Below are 15,231 nucleotides of genomic sequence, written 5' to 3' on the forward strand. Positions count from 1 at the left end.
CGCGTGATGCGCCCATGAGCACCGACATCGTCTATCACATCCGCGCCAGCCGCGAACGCCTGTCCGTCACCGAGCAGAAGGTGGCCGACGCGGTCCTGGCCGACATCGATTTCGCCGCGCAGGCCAATATCAACGAGCTGGCCGAGCGCGCCGGCGTCAGCATCGCCACCATCTCGCGCTTCGCCCGCTCGGTCGATTGCAGCGACATCCGCGAGCTCAAGCACAAGCTCACCCGTGCCTGCGCCGTCGGCGAGCGCTTCCTTGCACCGCGGCTCGAGGAGAGCGCGTTCTACGGCCGCATCGTCGCCGATGTCGAGGCCACGCTGCACGACCATCTCAGCCGCTTTGCCGAAGCCGATTTCCAGGCCGCCGCCGCGATGATCGCCAGTGCGCGCATGGTCTACGTGCTCGGTATGGGCGGCGCCTCGACCATGCTGGCAGACGAGTTGCAGTTCCGCCTTGCCCGACTCGGCCAACCGGTGGCGAGCTATCACGACGCCGTGTTCGGCCGGATGGTTGCTGCCACGCTGACCCCGGAACACACGCTGATGATGCTCTCCACCACCGGCGTCACCCCCGAGCTCTTGGCCGCAGCCGAGATCGCGCAAGGCTACGGCGCGCGCATCGTCGCACTGACCCGCGCCGAATCGCCGCTGGCACGGCTCGCCAGCGTGGTGATCCCGCTGTCGCTGGAGGAGACCGATTTCATCTTCAAGCCGTCCGCCTCGCGCTACGCCATGCTGCTGGCGATCGACATCCTCGCCACCGAGCTCGCGCTGGCGCGCAAGCCGGAAAGCCAGGAGCTGCTGCGCCGGGTGAAGCTGGCACTCGATCACTATCGCGGTGGCGACCGGCTGCCGCTGGGCGATTGAGCATGGCACCGCATTACGATTGGCTGATCCGCCACGCCACGCTGCACGACGGCAGCGGCGCGGCGCCGGTGATCGCAACGCTGGCCGTCGCCGACGGCCACATCGCCGCCATCGCTCGCGACGACGAGCTCGATGCCGCCACCGTAGTTCATGAGATCGATGCCACCGGCCTGGTGCTCGCGCCCGGCTTCATCGACGTGCACACGCACGACGACACCAACGTGATCCGCCAGCCGGAGATGCTGCCCAAGCTATCGCAGGGCATCACCACCGTCATCGTCGGCAACTGCGGCATCAGCGCAAGCCCGGTGCGGCTCAAGGGCGAGCCGCCCGATCCGATGAATTTGCTCGGCAATGCCGGGCATTTCATCTACCCGCGCTTTGCCGACTACCGTGCCGCCGTCGATGCCGCACAGCCCGCCGTCAACGTGGCGGCGCTGGTGGGCCACACCGCGCTGCGGCAAAACCAGATGGACAGGCTGGATCGGGTCGCCACTGCCAGCGAGATCGCTGCGATGCGCGCCGAGCTTGCCGATGCACTCGAACATGGCGCGCTGGGGCTGTCGACCGGCCTTGCCTATGCCTCGGCGATCGGCGCCAGTACCGAAGAAGTGAAGCAGCTCGCTGCCGAGCTCGATGCCCACGGCGCGCTCTACACCACCCACCTGCGCACCGAGTTCGACGGCATCGTCGATGCGATCACCGAGGCAATCGACATCGGCACCCATGCGCGCGCGCCGGTCATCGTGTCGCACCTGAAATGTGCCGGCGCCGGCAACTGGGGCCGCAGCACCGAGGTACTAGGCACGCTGGACGCCGCCGCCGCGCATCATCCGGTGGGCTGCGATTGCTACCCCTATGCCGCCAGCTCGTCGACGCTGGATCTCAAGCAGGTCACCGCCGATTTTGCGATCACCATCACCTGGAGCACGCCGCATCCGGAGATGGCCGGACGCGATCTGGCCGACATCGCCGCCGACTGGGGCATGCCGCTGCCAGAGACGGCGGCGCGGCTGCAGCCGGCCGGCGCGGTCTATCACGGCATGGATGAAACCGATGTGCGCCGCATCCTGGCACACCCGCTGACCATGGTCGGCTCCGATGGACTGCCCAACGATCCATTGCCGCATCCACGACTGTGGGGCGCCTTCCCCCGCGTGCTCGGCCACTACAGCCGCGATGCCGGGCTGCTTCCGCTCGCCACTGCCATCCACAAGATGACCGGGCTGTCGGCACGGCGCTTCGGCCTCGCCGGCCGCGGGCTGCTGCGGGTCGGCCATTGGGCCGACCTCACGCTGTTCGATCCGGCCACCGTGCGTGACAACGCCAGTTTTACCGCCCCCGTCGCTGCAGCGTCGGGCATCCTCGGCGTGTGGGTGAACGGTGCACTCGCCTACCATCAAGGTAAGCCGACCGACACACGCAGCGGCCGCTTCCTGCCGCGCGAAACCGACCTGCGCGCCACGTTCAACCTTCAACCCCAGGAAGACCATCATGAGTGACATCACCCGCATCGGCGTCGAGGGGGGCAAAGGCACCGGCGGCCAGCACCTGCCATTCGCCCGTGCTGCCGGCGCTGCCGGCTGGCTGTTCGTTTCCGGCCAGGTGCCGATGGTGAACGGCGAGGTGATCGAGGGCGGCATCGTTGCCCAGACGCATCAGGCCATCCAGAACCTGCTCGCCATCCTCGCCGAGGCCGGTTACGGCCCGGAGCATGTGGTGCGCTGCGGGGTGTGGCTGGACGACCCGCGCGATTTCATGTCGTTCAACAAGGTGTTCATGCACTATTTCGGCGAGCACCCGCCGGCCCGCGCCTGCGTCGTCTCCAGCATGGTGGTCGACTGCAAGGTCGAGATCGACTGCGTCGCTTACAAACAGCCCTGAGCGGACACCCACGATGAACATCGCAGCCCTGGGCGAAGGCATGATCGAACTCTCCGGCATGCCGCTCGCGCGGCGCTGGGGGGGCGATACGCTGAATACCGCCGTCTATCTGGCGCGCCAGCTGGCGGGCGGCCACCGCGTGCGCTACCTGAGCGCCCTTGGCGACGACAGCCTCTCAAACGAGCTGATCACCGCCTGGCGCGACGAGAAACTGCTGACCGATCGCATTGCCCGCCTGCCCGGCCGCAACCCGGGGCTCTACCTGGTCGAGACCGACACGGTGGGCGAGCGGCGCTTCCACTACTGGCGCAGCGATAGCGCGGCGCGCCACTGGTTCGCCAGCAGCCTCGATTTTGCCAAGCTGTTCGACGGGCTGGATGCGCTCTACCTCTCCGGCATCACGCTGGCGCTGTTCCCTCCCAAGGAACGCGCGCGGCTGATCGCGGCACTGATCGAGTTCAAGGCGCATGGCGGCCATGTCTGGTTCGACAACAACTATCGGCTGCCGCTGTGGAGCCGCGAGGAAGCGCGCGAGGCCTATACCCAGCTCTACGCCATTGCCGATATCGCCCTCGTCACCGAGGACGACGAAACGCTGGTGTTCGGCGACGGCGGCAACGTACTGGTCGAGCGCATCCGTGCCGCCGGTTGTGCCGAACTCGTCGTCAAGCGCGGCGCCGCGCCGTGCCTGGTCGTGGCCGGCAAGTTGCGCTGCGAGGTAGCGCCAAGCCCGGTGAGCCACGTCGTCGATACCTGTGCCGCCGGCGACGCGTTTGCCGCCGGCTATCTCGCGGCCCGGCTGGCCGAGGCCAATCCGGTCGCCGCCGCACATGCCGGCCACGCGCTCGCTGGCGTGGTGATCCAGCACCCTGGCGCCATCATTCCCGCAGCGGCCATGCCGCACGCCCCTGCCCCCTCTTCCGCCTTCAGGAGGTCCGCATGACCACCCGCTCGCTCTACACCTATTCCTGGGATGTGGCCGGCCGCAAGATGTCCGGCTTCGTCGACGAAGTGCTCGCGCTCGGTGTCAACGGTGTCAAGCTCGCCGCCAGCTACCACGCCGGCAAGTTCATCCGCCCACCGCGAGCGGGCCAAGTCGGCGGCCGCGTGGTATTCCCCGAGGACGGGGCGCTCTACTACGAGCCGAGCCGCAGCCACTACGGTAGCCTGCCGGCCCACCCGCACTCCGATCCGGCACAGCGCCGCGTCGCCTACGATCTGGCCGAAGACGGTCGATTGGCACTGTCGGCCTGGACCATCCTGTTCCACAACTCGCGCCTGGGTGCCGAGCATCCCGAGCTCGTCACCCGCAACGCCTGGGGCGATGGTTATCTCTACGCGCTGTGCCCGATGCAGCAACACGTGTTCGACTATGGCGTGGCATTGGCGATCGATGTGGCCCAGGCGTTGCCGTGGCAAAGCCTGACGCTGGAATCACCGGGCTGGGCGCCTTACGACCATGGCTACCACCACGAATTCGCCCAGGTACGCCGTAATGTCTGGCTCGAAACCATGCTGGGCCTGTGCTTCTGCGATGCCTGTCGCGTTGCGGCCCGGGCCCGCGGCATTGATGCCGACGCACTGGCCGCACGCGTGCGCAACCGGGTCGATGGCTATCTCGCCGCCCATGTCGACGCCGCGCCAGACCAGGCCGGCGCCTGGCTCGCCGCCGACCTGTTCGAGGACCTGGAGCTCGCAGCGCTGGTCCGGCTGCGCCAGGAACGGGTGACCGAACTGGTCCACACCATCCGCCAGGCCATCCCGGCCGAGGTGGCGCTCTACGTGATCCCGACGGTACAGCGCCCCACGGCACAGACCTGGCTCGAAGGCAGCGATCTTGCCGCACTCGCCAAGGTGTGCGACGGCGTCGAGGTGCCGTTCTACGAGCCAAGCGCCGAGCGGGTGATTGCCGATGGCGTCGACACCGTACGCCGCATCGGCGACGCCACCAAGGTGCGCGCCATCCTGCGTCCAGGCGTACCGGACCTCGGCGACGGCGCCCAGCTGCAACCGGCCTACGAGGGCCTGAAGGCACTCGGCATCAAGGCCTTCTCCTTCTACAACTACGGCATGTTGCGCCCGACAGCGCTGGCGGTGCTGCGCGGTCTCAACTGAAGTCATGGTCGACCACTCTGGTCGGCCATGACTTACAGCAGAAAGCGCTTTCTCCACAATTGAAAGCGCAATCATTACAACCATTCAGCCTATCGTTTCCTTCCGCTCATCGCCTGATGCCTTGTGTGCGATGCCTCTTGCATGCGATGTATCGACCCACAAAGCCACCGGCCACGACGCCGGGGCAACGTCGTCGGAGAGTTGGAAATGGATAGTGTGACCGGGCCCGCCAGGGCACGGCGCAAACCCGTTCTCGTCTCCGGCGTTCCACACAGAAGAAGGAAGGCCTGCGGGCCCGCGGAGAGAGAAGAAATGAAACCGTCCAAGCTGGCGTTGTGGCTGGTTGCCACTGCCGTTTCCACCTTTGCCCTTCATGCCAACGCCGCCTGCCGCGGCGCCTGGGCCGAAGGCAACACCTACCAGAGCGGCGATACCGTCACCTACAGCGGCGCCACCTATACCGCCCTGGTCACCCATACCGCCTACGTCGGCACCAACTGGAACCCGGCTGCCACCGCCACGCTGTGGCAATCGGGCGGCAGCTGCGGCACTGCGCCGACGCCGGCCCCGACGCCCTCCCCGCAAGCCACACCAACGCCGCGCCCCACCACTGCGCCGCAGCCAACCCCAACGCCTTCCACCCCGTCCACCTGCACCTCGGCACCGGCCTGGACCGCCAGCGGCGTCTACAACGGCGGCGCACGGGTAAGCCACCAAGGCACCGTGTACGAAGCCAAGTGGTGGACCCAGGGTGACAATCCGGCCCAATCGGGTGAATGGGGCGTGTGGAAGGTGGTCGGCACCTGCTCCGGCAGCTCGCCCACGCCGACCAAGGCACCGGTTCCGACTCCGACCAAGGCCCCGACACCGCAACCAACCGCGGCACCGACCCCGAACCCGGGCGTACCGGTTCCGTCGGGCTGGCGCTTGGTATGGAACGACGAATTCAACGGCAGCAGCATCGACGGCAGCAAGTGGGGCTTCGAAGTGAACGCCCAGGGCGGCGGCAACAACGAGCTGCAGTACTACACCAGCCGTGCCGAAAACGCGCGCATCGAGAACGGCAAGCTGGTGATCGAAGCACGCCGCGAGAACTACACCGGCAGTGAAGGCACGCGCCAGTACACGTCCGCCCGCCTGCGCACGCTGGGCAAGGGTGACTGGACCTACGGCCGCTTCGAGGCACGGATGAAGCTGCCGTATGGTCAGGGCCTGTGGCCCGCATTCTGGATGCTGCCGACCGACTGGGTCTACGGCGGCTGGGCCGCCAGCGGCGAGATCGACATCATGGAAGCCGTCAACCTCAAGGCAGCCGGTGGCAATAACGTCTACGGCACCATCCACTACGGTGGCGCCTGGCCGGCCAACACCTACAAGACCATCAGCACGGTGCCGAACAGCAGCGCGGCCGACAACTTCCACGACTACGCGGTCGAGTGGGAGCCGGGCGTGATCCGCTGGTACGTGGATGGCCAGTTCTACGGCCAGCAGACCGACTGGTACAGCACGGCAGGCGCCTACCCTGCCCCGTTCAACCAGCGCTTCCACCTGATCCTGAACGTGGCCGTCGGCGGCAACTGGCCGGGCAACCCGGACGCGTCGTCGCCGCTGCCGCAGAAGATGGAAGTGGACTGGGTCCGCGTGTTCCAGCGCTAAGCATCAGCCCCCAACAAAACAGCCCCGCGATGCGGGGCTGTTTTGTTTCACACGGTGCGGATCGCCCGCCCGGTCAGTCGCCGAGCTGGGCCAGCAGTTCGGCCTGGTGCTCGTTAATCAGCGACTGAGTCAGTTCCTCCAGATCGCCGTCCATGATCGCATCGAGCTTGTACAGCGTGAGGTTGATGCGGTGGTCGGTCATCCGCCCCTGCGGGAAGTTGTAGGTGCGGATGCGCTCGGAGCGATCGCCCGAGCCGATCAGGCTCTTGCGGGTGGCCGCTTCCTTGGCCTGCTGCTCGGCAAGCTGCTTGTCGTTGATGCGCGCGGCCAGCACCTGCATGGCACGGGCCTTGTTCTGGTGCTGGCTGCGGCCATCCTGGCACTCGACGACGATGCCGGTCGGAAAGTGGGTAATGCGCACCGCCGAATCGGTCTTGTTGATGTGCTGGCCGCCGGCGCCGCTGGCCCGGAAGGTATCGATGCGGATGTCGGCCGGATTGATGTTCACTTCCTCAAGCTCGTCGGCTTCCGGCATCACCGCCACCGTGCAGGCACTGGTGTGGATGCGGCCCTGGGTCTCGGTGGCCGGCACGCGCTGCACGCGGTGGCCTCCCGATTCGAACTTGAGCCTGGAATACGCGCCGAAGCCGGCGATGCGGGCAATCACTTCCTTGTAGCCACCCAGGTCCGATTCGTTGGCCGAGACGATCTCCACCTGCCAGCGATTGCGCTCGGCAAAGCGCGTGTACATGCGGAACAGGTCGGCGGCGAACAGCGCCGATTCGTCGCCGCCAGTACCGGCACGGATTTCCAGGAAGATGTTGCGCTCGTCGTTCGGATCCTTGGGCAGCAATGCTTTCTGCAGCTCGACACCCAGCGATTCGATCGCCGCATCGGCATTGCGGATTTCCTCTTCGGCCATCTCGCGCATGTCCGGGTCGGCCAGCAACTCCTCGGCGGTGGCGCGATCAGCCTCGGTCTGCCCGAAGCGCTGATACAGCTCGACCACCGGCGTGAGCTCGGCGTGCTCACGGGTCAGCTTGCGGTATTGGTCCATGTCGCGCGTGGCTTCCTCGGAGGCGAGCAGCGCGTTCACTTCCTCGAGCCGGTCGGCAAGCTGGGCGAGTTTCTGGACGATCGATGGTTTCATGCGTATGGGTTCCACTTCCCGCGTTGGGAAGGAAGGCTAGTCGTGGAGCCGGAAGATCCGCCGGGTGGCGGCAACCAGCTGTTCCTGTTCTTCGGGCTGGGCCGCATTCAGCGACGCCAGCGGTGCGTGCAGGAGTTTGGCCGAGACGGCGGCGGCCAGCTGCTCCAGCACTTCGTCGGCATCGTCGCCAGCGGCGATGCGCTTCCTGGCGCGCGCCAGTTCATTGCGGGCGATACGGTCGGCGTGGTCCTTCAATTCGCGGATGGTGGGCACCAGCGCGCGTGCCGCCAGCCACTGGCGGAATTCCAGCACGCCGCCTTCGACGATACCCTCGGCCGCCTGCGCTTCGCCTTGACGCAGCGCTACGCCCTCCTTCACCACCTCGGCCAGATCGTCGACGGTGTAGAGATAGGCATCGGGCAGCTCACCCACCTCGGGCTCGACATCGCGCGGCACCGCCAGGTCGACGATGAACATGGGCTTATGCTTGCGGCGCTTGAGCGCCCGCTCGACCATGCCCTTGCCGATGATGGCGAGCGGTGCGGCGGTACAGGACACGACGATGTCGAATTCGGCCAGGCGCTCCCCCAGATCGGTCAGCAGCATGGCGCTGCCGCCGTACTGCTCGGACAGTTTCTGGCCGCGCTCCAGCGTGCGGTTGGCCACCACCACGGCGCGCGGTATGCGGGCACAGAAATGCGCGGCACACAGCTCGATCATCTCGCCAGCGCCAACGAACAGTACCTTGCATTCGGCCACGCTGGGATAGAGCCGCTCAGCGAGCTTCACCGCCGCTGCAGCCATCGATACGGAGGCTGCGCCGATGCGCGTTTCGCTGCGCACTTCCTTGGCCACCTGGAACGCGCGCTGGAACAGGCCGTTCAGCAATACGCCCAGGCTACCCGCATCACGGGCGACACGTTCGGCCTCGCGCATCTGGCCGAGGATCTGCGTTTCACCCAGCACCATGGAATCGAGCCCGGCCGCGACGCGGAATGCATGGCGCGACGCGTCGTCATCCGCCAGGCAATACAGGTGCGGCGCCAGCTCGTCGACCTGCCGACCGCGGCTGGCAGCGAACCAGGCCAGCACCTCGTCCGGCCCTCTGGCGTTCACGTAGAGCTCGGTGCGATTGCAGGTGGAGACGATAGCCGCCTCCTGCACCCCACCCGCGGTCGTCAACGCCGACAGCGCAGCTGCAAGCTCGGTCGGCGCGAACGCAAGGCGCTCGCGCACCGCCAGCGGTGCAGTCTGGTGATTGACGCCGAGGACGAGCAGGCTCATCGCGATCAGGGAAACGAAAACCTGCGATTGTACCGCGAAATGGCCAGCCCCTTGCCGTTTTGCCCGGCAGATCAGGGACCTGCGGTCCAGCCGGCATGAAAAAACCCCTCCCGATGGGAGGGGTTGCGGCATGGTCCGTTAGTGTAGAGAGAGGGGACCTTCGAGCCCGCCGGCGGTGCCGGCAGGCTCGGGAACGGGGAACGAACCCCGCCCCCTGCCTGGGCACAAGCGCCTCAGGGCTTAGCGGCCGTTGCCCAGCACCTTGGCAAGTTCGCCGTTGGAGTCGCCATCGAGCGACCAGCTGAACACGCCACCCAGGCCTTGCGACTTCACGTAGTCGATCTTGGTTTGGATCACGGCCGGCGTATCGTACGACCACCAGTTGGTGCCATCGTACTTGTACGACTGCTTGGTCACCGGGTGGACATACACGGTACCGGCGGCGTTCTTCAGTACCTTGTAGTCCTCGATGCCGGCTTCGTACGTGCCACGGGCCGGGCCAGTCGCAGCCTGGTACAGACCGTTATTGCCACCTGCGGCGACACCGGTCCAGCCACGGCCGTAGAACGGCACGCCCACCACCAGCTTCTTGGCCGGTGTACCGGCGGCGATCATGTTCTTGATCGCATCGTCGACGTTGTAGGTCCGCGCGGTGCCTTGCGACGGATCGGCCGGATCCGGGTACAGGTGCGACTGGAAGTTGGTCGGACCAGTCGCTTCCCAACCACCGTGGAAGTCGTAGGTCATCACGTTGATCCAGTCGAGGTACTGGCTGTACTTGGCCGGCTCGGTCTGGTCGATCTTGTCCTTGCCCGAGCCGATGGCCACGGTCAGGAGCTTGTGGCCGTCGTTCAGCGCGTCGAGCTGGCGGCGGAACTCGGCCAGCAGCAGCGTGAAGTTCTGCTTGTCGGCAGCGTCGATGGTGTTGTACGGCTGGCCGATCACGCCCGGGTATTCCCAGTCGATGTCGATGCCGTCGAACACGCCCTTGGCCGAACCAGGACCACCGCGACCGCTGTAGCTCGGCAGGTTGCCCTTGATGAACACGTCCACGCACGAGCTCACCAACTGCTTCCTCAGTGCGTCGGTCTTGCTGGCTGCCGAGAACCACTTCGACCAAGTCCAGCCGCCCAGCGAGATCAGCACCTTGAGCTGAGGATACTTGGCCTTCAGGTTCTTCAGCTCGCCGAAGTTACCGGCCAGCGGCGATTCCCAGGTGTAGGGCTTGCTCGGATCGACCAGGCGGCCCGGTGTGCGGCCGTAGTCGGCCCAGGCGTCACCACCGGTGCCGGCGGACGGATCGCTCGGGTTGGTCGCGCCCGATTCCAGCTTGTCGATGCCGGCCGCGCACTCGTAGCCGCCATTCTTCTGGTAGATATTGCCGAAGGCGTAGTTGATGAAGGTGAGCTGCGACGCGCTGCCGCTGCTGACCACATCGGCCACTTCGTAGCCACGGCCGTACACGCCCCACTGGGTGAAGTAGGAGCCGACGACGCGATCACCGGCCGGGACCGGGGTGACCGGAGCGGGCGTCACGGGAGCCGGGGTGACCGGAACCGGGGTGACAGGGGCCGGAGTGACCGGCGCAGGCGTTACGGGAGCGGGTGTCACCGGCGCCGGGGTGACCGGGCTCGGCGAGCCGCTGCAGGCGCCAATGTCCTTCCACAGCGTCGGGCTCGCGGCAGGGTTCCAGCCAGTACCGGCGTAGGCGGTGTGCGCCACCAGCGCCTGGTAATTGCGGTTGTTGTAGGTGACCTGGGTGCCGGCGGCGTAGGTCTTGCCTTCAGCCCAGGCCGCATAGCAGCCGGACGGCGCCGGGGTGACCGGAACGGGCGTCACAGGGGCCGGAGTCACCGGGGCCGGAGTCACCGGGGCAGGTGTGACCGGAGCCGGGGTGACCGGAGCGGGTGTCACGGGAGCCGGGGTCACCGGGGACGGCGCGCCGCCAACCTTCTTCCATACGCCCCATTCGCCGGATTGGCCCGGGTTGTCGCCCTGGGTCCACCACTTGGCTTCGTACACGGCACCTTGATAGGTCACGCGCTGGCCACCGGTGTAGACGCCGCTCGCGCTCCATTCCGGATACTGGCCGGCCACCGGGGTCGGCGTCACAGGCGCTGGGGTCACCGGTACCGGGGTGACCGGGGTAGGGGTCACCGGCGACGGCGTCGGCGAGCTGCCCGGCGTGCCGGCAGCCTTGAAGATGTTGTAGAAGTCGAAGTTGGCCTTATTGACTTGGCTGTATTCGCCGTAGCTGCCCGTACCAGTGCGGTCGCGCTGGAACGACCACCAGGCGATCAGGCCAAGGCCCTTCTGCTTGGCGAAGTCGGTCAGCGTCTGCGCATCGGCCAGGGTGAAGACTTCACCCTGCACGTCGTTCTGGCCAATCATCGGCGTCACGCCGACCATGGACCACAATTCGGCATCGGTCTTGGTCGGGAAGATCGGCTTGATCTGGTTGAACAGCGATTGCGCGGCCTGGACAGCGAGGTCGCCCATCTTCTTGCCGCTGGAGATGCTGGAGCCGTAATCCATCGCCATCACGTTGACGAGGTCAACGCGCACGCCAGCTTGCGCAGCGGAACGCACCACGGCCACGCCCGGGCTGGTCAGGCCGCTCGGCAGCACCGGCAGCGTGAACGACACATACAGATCCGGATACTTGGCCTGCAGTGCCTTCAGTGCGGCATTGCGGGTGTTGTTGAGCTGGGTGTTGGAAAGCTGGCCGCCCTCGACGTCGAAGTCCAGCGCGCGGATGCCGTGGTTGAGGATCATGCCCTCGATCAGGCTGACCATCTGGTCGACCGAACACACCGCCTCGATATAGGTACCAGCGGCGCCGCCGAACGACATGATCACGCGACCACCGGCTTGGCGGAAGCTGGCGATATCGCCCTTCATCGCGCCATTCAGCAGATCGTTGCCACCGCCGTCATTGGAGATCTTGCACTGGCCATTGCTGGCGATGGTGAACGCCAGTGTCACGCTCTTGAGGCCGAGCTGCTGCTGGGCCGAAGCGAGGGTGGGGGCGGGATAGCCGCTCGCGCCGCCGTACCACATCTCGAAGTACGGGGCGATCTCGGTGGCGCTGGCAACGCTCGATGCCAGCAGCAGGGCCGCGCTCAGCGTTTTCAGCGCAAAAGCCGGCTTGGCGCCGTAAGGCGCCCGGGTTTGCTTCAACATGGTCTTCCATCCTGTGACTATGGTGTTGTTTGGTATGCGTACAGCCCGGAGAACCCGTACGTTGCGGCACGGCGCGGCCTTTAGGCGGGACTTCATGGCATGCGGCGAGACATGCCGGCCCGCGGCCTTTGCGCGTGTACCGGAACGAGGCGGAGCCTCCTTCCATCGCACCCGCCCCCACGCCTGACAGGCTGGGGGCCGCAGCGATTACAACAATCGCGCACCCGCCCGTAAAATAAGCAAACCCACTCGATCGATAACGAAACGGAATGGAAATCCGCCTACTGCGCAGCTTTACCGTGCTGGCCCGCTACCTCAGCTACCGCGAGGCAGCCGAGGCGCTGGGCCTGTCGCAACCCGCATTGAGCAAGCACATCCAGGCGCTGGAAGCGGACCTGGGCGGCCCGCTGTTCCACCGCGGGCGGCACGGCGCCGAGCTCACCCCGCTGGGACGCTTCCTGCATGCCCAGGCCCAGCAACTGGTGGCCGACGCCGACCAACTGCAGGAGAGCGGCAGACGGATGGCGGCAGGGCGCATCGGCCGGTTGGCGCTGGGTTTCGGCCTGTCGACACAGGAGGTCGCCCCCAGGCTGCTATCGCTGTTCCGCGAGCGCTATCCGGACGTGGAACTCACGCTGGAGGACATGCCGACCTCGGTGCAGCTCAACCTGCTGCGCAGTGGCGAGCTCGACATCGGTTTCGTGCGGCTGCCGGTGGGCCACGAGTTCGAACACCTGGAGGTGATCGACGACCAATTGGCACTGGCGCTACCGGTGGACGCCAGCTGGGCACGCGGCAAGGCAGGGCTCACCGCGTTGCACGATGCCCCCTTTGTCCAGCTGGCCCATCATCGCGGTGCCGGCCTTGTCGACCAGATCACCCGCTATTGCACGGCACGCGAGTTCACGCCGCAGATCATCCAGCGCGCCGGCGACATCCAGACCGTGCTGTCGCTGGTCGCCGCCGGCATCGGTGCCGCCATCGTGCCCGCCACCGCTCACCGCATCGCCGGCCCGGGCGTGCGGCTGATTCCGCTCTCCGGCCGCAGCGCCCACTGGCAAGTCGGCGCCGCGTGGCTCGCCGGGAACGACAGCCCGCTGGTGCGCAATTTCGTGGCACTGGCCCAGGCATTCACTGCTCCCGCAACCGAATCAACGCTGTGATCAACCCACCCGCTCGCCATCGCGCCACACGGCACGCACCAGCGGGGTGTGGGCGGTCGGGCGCACCCGCACCAGGTCGGCCTTGAGGCCGACAGCGATCTCGCCGCGGTCGGTGAGCCCGGCCATCTGGGCCGGGTTGCGGCTGACCGTGGCAATGGCACGCGGCAGGGACCAGCCAGCATCATCGACCAGCAAAAAGGCCGCGTGCAGCAGGCTGGCCGGTACGTAATCGGACGAGAACACGTCGAGCAGCTCGGCACGCGCGAGATCCAGCGCGGCGACGTTGCCGGAGTGCGAGCCCCCACGCACGGCATTGGGCGCGCCCATCACGATACCCTGCCCCGCCGCGCGCGCGGCGCGGGCGGCGGCGAGCGTGGTCGGGAATTCGGAGATGGTCACACCATCCGCCTGTGCCTCGGCCACGTGCTCCACCGTGGTGTCGTCATGGCTGGCGAGCGCCAGACCGCGTTCACGGGCGAGGTTCACCACGGCATGGCGATTGCGCGCCGAGTGGGCCTGTTGCAGCGCGCTGCGCTTGGTCACTTCGTCGGCGAGGCGAGTTTCGTCCCAATGATCGTGCTTCTGCGCGTAGACGCGATACTTTTCCAGGTCCGACCACTGGCGCTGACCCGGGGTGTGGTCCATCACCGACAGCAGTTTCAGCAGTGGTTCGTCCAGGTATTCGGTGAGCAGGTCGAGCACATCGGTGCTCGCCACCTCGCAGCGTAGGTGCAGCCAGTGTTCGGCACGGGTGGAGCCGGCAGCTACCGCCTCGCGTAGCGCGGCGATCGACGGCCTGAGCGTGCGCGCCCGAAAACCGGTGGGGTCGAGATCGCCGATGCACAGCGCATCGAACACCGTGGTGATGCCAGCGGCGGCAATCTGCGCATCGTGGATGGCCAGCGCCGAATGCACCGGCCATTCCACGCCGGGCCGTGGCCCCAGGTGCTTTTCCAGATTGTCGGTATGCAACTCGACCAGGCCAGGCAGCAGGTAGTCGCCGCCGCAATCCTCCGCCGGCGTGACGGTGCCCCCGCGCGCCACATCCGCAATGCGGCCAGCCTCGATGCGCACAGTGCCGGTGAATACTTCGTCAGCGGTGACAACACGGGCATTGCTCAGGGTGATCGTGTTCATTGCAGCGCCTCCTGCGGGGCGGTGAGGACAAAACAGCGGGTAGCCACGCGTTCGCGCACGGCAGCGTCGTGGAAGATGCCGACGATGGCCGCCCCGCCCTCGCGCGCCGCGATGATCAGTTCTGCCACCCGCTCGGCATTGGCGGTATCAAGTGAAGCGGTCGGTTCATCAAGCAGCAGGATGGGCTTTTGCGCGATCAACCCACGTGCAATGTTCACCCGCTGCTGCTCGCCACCGGAAAAGGTGGCCGGCGGCAGCGACCACAACCGCTCGGGCAATTGCAGGCGGGCGAGCAGCGCCGCTGCGCGTGCTTCAGCCTCCGCCGGGCTCGCTCCCAGCTCCAGCAAGGGCTCGGCAACGATGGCAAGCGTGGCCACGCGCGGGATCACGTGCAGGAACTGGCTGACGTAGCCCAGTGTGCGGCGACGCACCGCCAGCAGTTCACGCGGGTTGGCGGCAGCCAGATCGAGCCACTCGCCATCGTGCCGCACGCGGATCGCGCCGGCGCTGGCGAGGTAGTTGCCATACAGACAGCGCATCAGCGTGCTCTTGCCGGTGCCGGAGGGCCCGGTCAGCGCAACACATTCGCCAGCGGCCACGGCGAAATCGATGGCATCAAGCACTGGCAACTGCGCGCCGCCTTGCGGATGCAGCGTGAAGGTTTTGGCGAGATGGCGGGTTTCGAGCATGGAGGTCATGGGGAGGGCTCGGTGTTGGATGAGTTTTTCAGCGCCTGCGGCGCGGGGTTGATGCGCGTTCCGCCGCGCTCACGGGTCCATTTCTTTTG

At 66.8% G+C, this 15,231-nt stretch carries 12 protein-coding genes; 7 read left to right on the plus strand and 5 right to left on the minus strand.

Going from position 1 to position 15,231, the window contains the following annotated elements; translation table 11 throughout:
- Nucleotides 1-14: 14 nt before the first annotated feature.
- The 6 genes from FLM21_RS18975 to FLM21_RS19000 all read left to right on the plus strand — a co-directional run bounded on the left by FLM21_RS18975 (nt 15) and on the right by FLM21_RS19000 (nt 6,527).
- Complete coding sequence (locus tag FLM21_RS18975; RefSeq protein ID WP_148717071.1) at nt 15-872, plus strand: MurR/RpiR family transcriptional regulator; 858 nt, start codon at nt 15-17, stop codon at nt 870-872.
- A gap of 2 nt (nt 873-874) precedes the next feature.
- Nucleotides 875-2,374: an N-acyl-D-amino-acid deacylase family protein gene (locus FLM21_RS18980; protein WP_148717072.1), complete on the plus strand. Its 1,500-nt coding sequence runs from the start codon at nt 875-877 to the stop codon at nt 2,372-2,374.
- Nucleotides 2,367-2,756, plus strand: coding sequence for a RidA family protein (locus FLM21_RS18985; RefSeq protein WP_148717073.1), 390 nt, complete (start codon nt 2,367-2,369; stop codon nt 2,754-2,756). Before FLM21_RS18980 ends, FLM21_RS18985 begins: the two co-directional genes overlap by 8 nt.
- A 13-nt stretch (nt 2,757-2,769) precedes the next feature.
- Nucleotides 2,770-3,699 (plus strand): sugar kinase, encoded by a 930-nt coding sequence (locus tag FLM21_RS18990; protein WP_148717074.1) that lies wholly within the window; start codon nt 2,770-2,772, stop codon nt 3,697-3,699.
- Entirely contained in the window at nt 3,696-4,871 is a 1,176-nt protein-coding gene (locus FLM21_RS18995; RefSeq protein WP_148717075.1) for a hypothetical protein, read from the plus strand. The genes FLM21_RS18990 and FLM21_RS18995 overlap by 4 nt, the downstream gene beginning before the upstream one ends.
- A gap of 312 nt (nt 4,872-5,183) precedes the next feature.
- Nucleotides 5,184-6,527 carry a carbohydrate-binding protein gene (locus FLM21_RS19000; protein WP_148717076.1) on the plus strand — a complete coding sequence of 448 codons (1,344 nt, stop codon included), beginning with the start codon at nt 5,184-5,186 and terminating at the stop codon, nt 6,525-6,527.
- Nucleotides 6,528-6,600: 73 nt separating this feature from the next.
- Here the strand turns inward: FLM21_RS19000 and prfA are convergent, their stop codons facing one another.
- From prfA to FLM21_RS19015, 3 genes are all read right to left on the minus strand, one after another.
- Nucleotides 6,601-7,677: a peptide chain release factor 1 gene (prfA, locus tag FLM21_RS19005; RefSeq protein ID WP_148717077.1), complete on the minus strand. Its 1,077-nt coding sequence runs from the start codon at nt 7,675-7,677 to the stop codon at nt 6,601-6,603.
- 36 nt (nt 7,678-7,713) lie between these two features.
- A complete protein-coding gene (hemA, locus tag FLM21_RS19010) occupies nt 7,714-8,961 on the minus strand; it encodes a glutamyl-tRNA reductase (RefSeq protein ID WP_148717078.1) in 1,248 nt (415 codons plus the stop codon).
- Nucleotides 8,962-9,201: 240 nt separating this feature from the next.
- Nucleotides 9,202-12,144, minus strand: a complete 2,943-nt coding sequence (locus FLM21_RS19015; RefSeq protein ID WP_187359999.1) for a glycosyl hydrolase family 18 protein — start codon at nt 12,142-12,144, stop codon at nt 9,202-9,204.
- A 269-nt stretch (nt 12,145-12,413) separates the two neighbouring features.
- Between FLM21_RS19015 and FLM21_RS19020 the strand changes: the two genes are divergently transcribed.
- Entirely contained in the window at nt 12,414-13,307 is an 894-nt protein-coding gene (locus FLM21_RS19020) for a LysR family transcriptional regulator (RefSeq protein ID WP_148717080.1), read from the plus strand.
- On the opposite strand, the gene FLM21_RS19025 is transcribed toward FLM21_RS19020, so the two are convergent.
- Together FLM21_RS19025 and phnL are read right to left on the minus strand one after the other, a co-directional pair.
- Nucleotides 13,308-14,444 (minus strand): alpha-D-ribose 1-methylphosphonate 5-triphosphate diphosphatase, encoded by a 1,137-nt coding sequence (locus tag FLM21_RS19025; protein ID WP_187360000.1) that lies wholly within the window; start codon nt 14,442-14,444, stop codon nt 13,308-13,310. It abuts the gene before it with no gap.
- The gene (gene phnL / locus FLM21_RS19030; protein WP_148717081.1) at nt 14,441-15,142 is read right to left on the minus strand and encodes a phosphonate C-P lyase system protein PhnL; all 702 of its coding nucleotides are present in this window, start codon (nt 15,140-15,142) and stop codon (nt 14,441-14,443) included. Before phnL ends, FLM21_RS19025 begins: the two co-directional genes overlap by 4 nt.
- Nucleotides 15,143-15,231: the final 89 nt, after the last annotated feature.

Origin of the sequence: Chitinolyticbacter meiyuanensis, assembly GCF_008033135.1 — a bacterium.
GTDB classification, from domain to species: Bacteria; Pseudomonadota; Gammaproteobacteria; order Burkholderiales; family Chitinibacteraceae; genus Chitinolyticbacter; species Chitinolyticbacter meiyuanensis.